This is a genomic window from Herbaspirillum sp. C7C8, assembly GCF_022627875.1.
Taxonomy (GTDB): Bacteria; Pseudomonadota; Gammaproteobacteria; order Burkholderiales; family Burkholderiaceae_D; genus Herbaspirillum.
In genome coordinates this window covers 20,802-27,309 of record NZ_JABXGG010000029.1, presented here as the reverse complement: position 1 = coordinate 27,309, position 6,508 = coordinate 20,802, and the positions used below count along the sequence as shown (strand labels likewise).

The 6,508-nt window shown below is 62.7% G+C and carries 7 protein-coding genes; all 7 read left to right on the top strand.

Going from position 1 to position 6,508, the window contains the following annotated elements; all coding sequences use genetic code 11:
• Positions 1–108 precede the first annotated feature (108 nt).
• The gene (gene mchS3, locus HWE01_RS21695) at positions 109–537 is read left to right on the top strand and encodes an MchS3 family protein (protein ID WP_241822860.1); all 429 of its coding nucleotides are present in this window, start codon (positions 109–111) and stop codon (positions 535–537) included.
• Between the two features lie 450 nt (positions 538–987).
• Complete coding sequence (locus HWE01_RS21690) at positions 988–2,175, top strand: acyl-CoA dehydrogenase family protein (RefSeq protein ID WP_008327160.1); 1,188 nt, start codon at positions 988–990, stop codon at positions 2,173–2,175.
• A gap of 138 nt (positions 2,176–2,313) precedes the next feature.
• Positions 2,314–3,273 (top strand): ABC transporter substrate-binding protein, encoded by a 960-nt coding sequence (locus HWE01_RS21685; protein WP_241822859.1) that lies wholly within the window; start codon positions 2,314–2,316, stop codon positions 3,271–3,273.
• Between the two features lie 3 nt (positions 3,274–3,276).
• On the top strand, positions 3,277–4,074 hold the full coding sequence (locus HWE01_RS21680) for an ABC transporter ATP-binding protein (RefSeq protein WP_008327158.1): 798 nt from the start codon (positions 3,277–3,279) through the stop codon (positions 4,072–4,074).
• On the top strand, positions 4,071–4,889 hold the full coding sequence (locus HWE01_RS21675) for an ABC transporter permease (protein ID WP_241822858.1): 819 nt from the start codon (positions 4,071–4,073) through the stop codon (positions 4,887–4,889). Before HWE01_RS21680 ends, HWE01_RS21675 begins: the two co-directional genes overlap by 4 nt.
• A gap of 97 nt (positions 4,890–4,986) precedes the next feature.
• Positions 4,987–5,547 carry a nuclear transport factor 2 family protein gene (locus HWE01_RS21670; RefSeq protein WP_241822857.1) on the top strand — a complete coding sequence of 187 codons (561 nt, stop codon included), beginning with the start codon at positions 4,987–4,989 and terminating at the stop codon, positions 5,545–5,547.
• 127 nt (positions 5,548–5,674) lie between these two features.
• Positions 5,675–6,487 carry an alpha/beta fold hydrolase gene (locus HWE01_RS21665; protein ID WP_241822856.1) on the top strand — a complete coding sequence of 271 codons (813 nt, stop codon included), beginning with the start codon at positions 5,675–5,677 and terminating at the stop codon, positions 6,485–6,487.
• Positions 6,488–6,508 lie beyond the last annotated feature (21 nt).

Below are 6,508 nucleotides of genomic sequence, written 5' to 3'. Positions count from 1 at the left end.
TTGACCCACTCGCGCCTTGCACTTCATCCCAAACGGGACTCGCTCGCACTCACGCCTATTTATGAAATGGGTTCTAACTGAAATCAGTAGAGAGAAAGTGAGGATGCAATGAAGATCGCCAAGAATCTGTACCTTGTGTTGATGGTTACGTGGCCGCTTGCGGAGGCCTCTGCCCTTGCTACCGATGATATGGAAGCCCTGAAGCGCACATCCACCTTCGCCCTCGGCCAGGTCAGTTTCATCAGCCACATCAGCGAGAGCGAACAGCGTTATCGCCGGCTCCTGCAAGCTCCCGCCGCACTGGATCTTTTCACGCAACTGGTCGGCGACACATCCGCCACCAACGAAGCGCGGCTCTATGCCGCCTGTGCCATCCGCACCCTGGACGCCAAACGCTTCGAACAACTCACCCATACATTGCGCGCCAGCGGCGGCGATGTATCGATACTACGGTCAGACATCCTCCAGCGCGAATCCATACAAGATCAATTGCAGCGCATCGCGCAACACGGCTGCGCTGACGCGTATTGGCGATAGACATCACCCGCACCGCCAGCATCGCAATCAGATCGGCACGGACAAGAAGGAAAAGAAAAATGGCGGACTTCAAAAGAAGTCCGCCCGAAATGAAGGCCAGAAGGAGCCTATGACGAAACTGAACAGTGTTCCTTTCAATCTCGGCCTTCATGGTAGTGAGCCCTTGCGATCCATGGCAAATCGGTACCACCGATAAGCCGCATCCATACTGCAAATACTCCTCCTCACTGGGTAACGTCCCTCTCGCGTTTGGTGCATATCCGCGCCAAACCCGCTTCCCGCGCGACTTTCACGCATCATGCAGGTGCACCACGCACAAGTCTGCGCGCAATCACGGAGCGGCCTAATCATTATTACTAATATTCATCCGGCCAATTCCTAAATAGAATTTGACCCTGCTTTGACCCCGGACGACACTCAGCTACCTTCTTTCAACCAAAGTGGTGTGCCATGAATTCGATCACGCTCGATGTTTATCCCGTCCAGAAAAAAGTCGTCACCGCCGTCTCCCCGCATGCGGACTCTCCCGAAATGGATGCGCTCATCGCGGAAGTGATCGCTCGCCGCGACGAGTTCGACCAGCTCGGCCACGTCCCCCGCGATCTGGTGGCCACGATGAAGAAAGCCGGTATCTTCCGCAGCGGCACACCCCGCAAGTTCGGCGGCGAAGCACTGGCTCCCGCGGCCTTCCTGGCGATGGTCGAACGCATCTCCAAGGCCGATGGATCGGCCGGCTGGGTCGCCGCCTTCGGTTCGGCCAATACCTATCTCGCCGCACTGCCCGTCGAGACGCAACGCAAGATCTACGCAAGCGGTCCCGACCAGGTCTACGCCGGTGGACTCTATCCGCTGCAGGAAGCCAAGGCCGTCCCCGGTGGCTGGGAAATCTCCGGACGCTGGCACTTCGCCAGCGGTTGCAAGGGCGCGGACTGGATCGGCGTGGGCATCAAGGACAGCAGCAGCGCAGATGATGACGCACCCAAACCCGCCCTCATGGCCGTGATGCCGGCCGCGGAAATCGAGATCATCGACAACTGGAACGTGGTCGGCATGCAGGGCACGGGTAGCCACGATACGCGTCTGAAAGACAAGTTCATCGCCCACGAATGGACCTGCGCACGCGGTGCCGCCGGACTCATCGACGAGCCGCTGTATCGCTATCCCGCACTGGCCTACCAGGCTGAAGTGCATGCCGCCGTCAACATCGGCCTGGCCCGCGCCGCCCTGGATATCGTCACCGACATGGCCGCTGGCGCCAAGATCATGCCGGGTGCACTGCGACTGGCCGATCGTGCCTACTACAAGATCAAGCTCGGCCTGTCCGAAGCCAAATGGCGCAGCGCCCGCATGTTCTTCTACGATGCCTGCGAACAGGCATGGGAACAGATCGTGGCCGGCAACCCCGTCACCGAGGAGATCGACATGATGCTCAAACTCTCGGCCACCTACGCGGCACGCGTCTCGATGGACGTCGTCAACGACGCCTACCAGGCCGCCGGGATGGCCGCCATCCAGCGCACGCACCGCCTGCAGCGCATAGTGCGCGATGCGATGGTGGTTACGCAGCACGCCGCGCTGTCGGAACTGAATTACGAAAGCGCTGGTGCGCTTTTTGCAAAGCTGGGGATCAGGCGCTGAGTCGCCTTCCCCGCTGACGCCTTGCCTGCATCGTCACCGACGCTGCACGCGCAAGCACTCCTTGCGATTTGCCTTTGTTACTGCCGTGCCTGCCAACTCCACTGGCGCTTCACCAACTTTACAAAGAGGACCCAGCCCGTGACCCACTCCACCGTCTCGCCACACCGCCGCAATCTGCTGCTCGGCGCCGCCTCCATGCTCGCCGCAGGCGCTGCACCTGCCCTGCCAGCCCTGGCCCAGGATACCCCCGTCGTCATCGGCGTCGGTGCCGATCCCGTCTTCACGGCCTTCTTCGTGGCCGCCAACGAAAAGCTCTTTGCCAAGCATGGAGCGCCCAACGTCACCGTGCAGTCCTACACCGATGGCGGCGAAGCGCTCAATGCACTGGTGGCCAACCAGGTACAGATGGGCTGCGCCGGCGAGCCCACGCACATCGTGCGCCTGTCACGCGCGGAACTGCGCCCGCTGGCCGTTACCTACCAGTCGAAAACCTACGTCAAGCTGGTAGCGCGCAAGGCCATCGCCTCGGCCGACAAGATCAGGAAATTCGGCATCGTTGCCGGCTCGGTCTCGGAGTACGTCACCGGCCTGACCTTGAAGACCCTCAACATCGATGCCACCAAGGTCGAGATGGTGCGCTCCGGTCCGCCGGAACTGCCCGCCCTGCTGGCGCGCGGCGACATCGATGCCTACTTCGTCTGGGAACCGTGGCCTACGCTGGGCGTGCAGCAAGGCGGCCACATCCTGATGACCTCGGGGGACGTCGGCTACACCAGCACCCTGTGGCTCTCGGCCACCGCGCCCTGGCTGGCCGCCAACAAGGCAGTGGCCGGCAACATCCTCAAAGCTCTGGCCGAAGCCTCCGAGATCACCCGCAAGGACCCGCCGCGCGCGGCGCAGTCGGTGCAGGCCATCACCCGCATCCCGGTGCCGCAGACCTTGAATTCGCTCAAGGACATGGAACCCATCGTGCGCGACTTCACCGAGACCGACGTCAAGACCGCCAATGCCATCGGCGACTTCCTGCTGTCCAAACAGGCCATCAAGGCGCCGGTGGACATGAGCAAGATCTTGCAGCGCGGCTTCTACAAGGGGTAAGCCATGGGACACGGATCTGCAGTTTCCATCAAGCGTGTGGGACTTGCCATCGGCAAGAACGAGATCATGGCGGGCATCGACCTCGATATCCGCGCCGGCGAATTCATCTGCCTGCTGGGGCCCTCGGGCTGCGGCAAGTCCACGCTCCTCAATGCGATTGCGGGCTTCCAGGAGGTGGCAGGAGAGATCACCGTGGCGGGCAAGCGCGTCAGCGGTCCGGGACTGGATCGTGGCGTGGTGTTCCAGTCCTCGGAGGCGCTCTTCCCCTGGTTGTCAGTGCGCGAGAACGTCGAGTATGGCCTCAAGCTGCGCGGTATTGCCGGGCCCGAACGCCGCTCGGCGGCCGAGCGCTACGTATCGCTGGTGGGCCTGAAGCACGCCATCGACAAGTTTCCCGCCGAGCTCTCGGGCGGCATGCGCCAGCGTGCGCAGATTGCCCGGGTGCTGGTCAATGAACCATCGGTGGTGTTGATGGACGAGCCCTTCGGTGCCCTCGACGCGCAGACCCGCGAAGTGCTGCAAAGCGAGCTGGATCGCATCTGGAAAAGCACCGGCTGCACCATCGTCTTCGTCACCCACGACATCTGGGAAGCCATCCTCCTGGCCGACCGCGTGGTGACGATGACGGCCGGTCCGCGTGCCCACATCAAGACCATCGAAGAGGTCGACCTGCCGCATCCACGCGATCCGGCCGACCCCGCCTGCATGGCGCTGTATGCCCGCATCCGCGACGACATCGGCGCCGAAGTCACGCGCGTGCTGCGCGCCCAAGGTTTGATTGAAGAGGAATCCCTGCAATGACGCAGCTCACACAGACAGCCACCCCGAGCGCGCCCGCCTCGGCCATGCCATCCAGCCTGGGGCGCCGCATGAAATCGGTCCGCCCTTTCCTCATTTCCGTCATCGCCATCGTCGGTGGCCTGGTGCTGTGGCAACTGGTCTCGATGACCACCTCGCCACTGTTCCTGCCCTCGGTCCCGATGACCTGGGCCGCCGCACTGGAACTCATCGGTGACGGTACCCTGCAGCAATCCGTGCTGGCCTCTTCCGGACGCATCCTGGCCGGCTGGGGTGCCGGGGTCGCCATCGGGGTGCCGCTGGGCATCTTCATGGGCCGCTTTGATCTGGTGCGGCAGCTGCTCGATCCCTATATCGAGTTCTTCCGCTTCATTCCGCCGATTGCCTTCGTCACCCTGGCGGTGATCTGGCTGGGCCCGGGCGAGCTTTCCAAGATCGCGCTGATTTTCTACACCACTGTCTTCATCGTCACGCTCAACACCATCGCCGGTGTGCAGGCGGTGAACCCGCTGCGACTGCGTGCGGCGGCTTCGCTGGGGGCGGGACAATGGAAGATCCTCACCACCGTGATCCTGCCCTCGACCGTTCCCTTCATGGTCACCGGCGCCCGCATCGCGATGGGCAATTCCTTCCTGACCGTGGTGTCGGCCGAGATCGTGTCGGCGCGTGAAGGGCTGGGCGCCCTGATCTGGACGGCGCGCAACTTCAGCCGTACCGAATGGGTATTCGTGGGCATCATCACCCTGGGCCTGCTGGGCTACCTGTTCGACCGCGTGCTGCGCATCGCCACCCGCAATCTGCTGGCGCGCTACCTGTAAGCCCTGCGCGGCGACGCACTGGCCGCCGCCGCCAATCGTGCATGTACGCACGATTGGCTTTTTCCCTTTCACACAAGATGACAAGCGAGAAGACACCATGACCGACTTCACCCAGGAAATCCAGCAACTCAAGCGCCGCCTCGACATCCTCGACGCCGAGGCCGACATCCGCCGCGTTCAGGCGCGCTACATGTTCCTGTGCGACACGCCCTGCCCCGAACCGGTCGCCGACGACGCCGAACGCATCGGGAAGATCCTCGACCTCTATGCCGAAGATGCCATCTGGGAAGGCGTGGGCTCCTACTACGAGGGCCAGTTCGGCCAGGCCGTCGGCAAGGATGCGATCCGCAAGCACTTCCAGGCATTCTGGGGGCAGAAAAAGGATCCGGAACTGCTGTTGAACGTGCACTACCTGACCTCGGAACAGATCCACGTCCATGCCGACTGCACGCACGCCGATGGTCAGTGGGTGCACTGCCAGCCGTGGATCTTCGCCGACGGCTCGTCGTTGCTGCGTTCCAGCCGGCTCAACAACCTGTTCAAGAAAGTCGACGGAGTGTGGAAGATCGCGCGCACCCGTACCGAGAATGTGTTCGTGGCACCGCTGGCTTCCGGCTGGGCCAACAATGTGCCGACCTATTCGGTGCTGATGAAGTAACGAAGCACTGAAATCTCAAAACGATACAAATCATTCATATCATTTTGTATTGCACGCTGCTGTTCGTTGTTGATGATATGACCGGGAAGAGGCTGCTGCCTCTTCACCGTGTCGGAGAGCCATTCTCATGTCCCCTGCCCTTCCCGCCCTCGTACGCCAGTTCATCCCCACCAGCGCTGGCCCGCTGCACGTAGCCAGCATGGGCGAAGGATTGCCGGTGCTGCTGCTGCACCAAACCCCGCGTTCCTGGGACGAATTCCGCGACGTGCTGCCGCTGCTGGCGCGGCGCTACCGGCCCATCGCCATCGACACGCTTGGCTTTGGCGACTCCTGCAAGCCGCCGCCGGCTGAGCACAGCATCGAGCGCTGGGCCAGCCTCGCCTTGGAAGTGATGGACCAGCTGGGGATCGGCCAAGCGGCCGTGGCCGGCCACCATACCGGCGCCGTCACGGCCATGGAAATCGCGGCGTCGGCTCCTGAGCGGGTAGCGGCGCTGGTGCTGTCATCCTGCCCGTATAACGATGCCGCGCGGCGCAGCGCCCACGCGGGCAAACGCACCGTGGACGATGTGGAAGTCCGACCCGATGGCACTCACCTACAGGAGCTGTGGCAGCGCCGCCAGCCCTTCTATCCGGAAGGCGACACCGACCTGCTGACGCGCTTCATGGTCGACGCCCTCAAGGCCGGGACCATGGCCTCGCATGGCCATATCGTGGTCCGCAACTATCACATGGAAGATCGCATCGGCCTGGTACGCGCACCCACGCTGGTGTTGCGGGCGGGACGCGATCCGCATGCGGCGCCCTACAGCGAACGCATCGCCCAGGCCATCGCAGGCAGCCAGCTGCTGACGCTGGAGGAAGGCATGGTGCCCATGCCGGACCAGATGCCGGAACTCTTTGCAGAAGCGGTGATGGATTTCCTGCAGCGCAGTTGCTAGGGCTCAATCGCGGGTAAAGGC

What these genes read in the sequence shown, in the direction of transcription:
- mchS3 (WP_241822860.1), top strand. Translation starts at nt 109, where the DNA reads ATGAAGATCGCCAAGAATCTGTACCTTGTGTTGATGGTTACGTGGCCG.
- HWE01_RS21690 (WP_008327160.1), top strand. Translation starts at nt 988, where the DNA reads ATGAATTCGATCACGCTCGATGTTTATCCCGTCCAGAAAAAAGTCGTC.
- HWE01_RS21680 (WP_008327158.1), top strand. Translation starts at nt 3,277, where the DNA reads ATGGGACACGGATCTGCAGTTTCCATCAAGCGTGTGGGACTTGCCATC.
- HWE01_RS21675 (WP_241822858.1), top strand. Translation starts at nt 4,071, where the DNA reads ATGACGCAGCTCACACAGACAGCCACCCCGAGCGCGCCCGCCTCGGCC.
- HWE01_RS21670 (WP_241822857.1), top strand. Translation starts at nt 4,987, where the DNA reads ATGACCGACTTCACCCAGGAAATCCAGCAACTCAAGCGCCGCCTCGAC.
- HWE01_RS21665 (WP_241822856.1), top strand. Translation starts at nt 5,675, where the DNA reads ATGTCCCCTGCCCTTCCCGCCCTCGTACGCCAGTTCATCCCCACCAGC.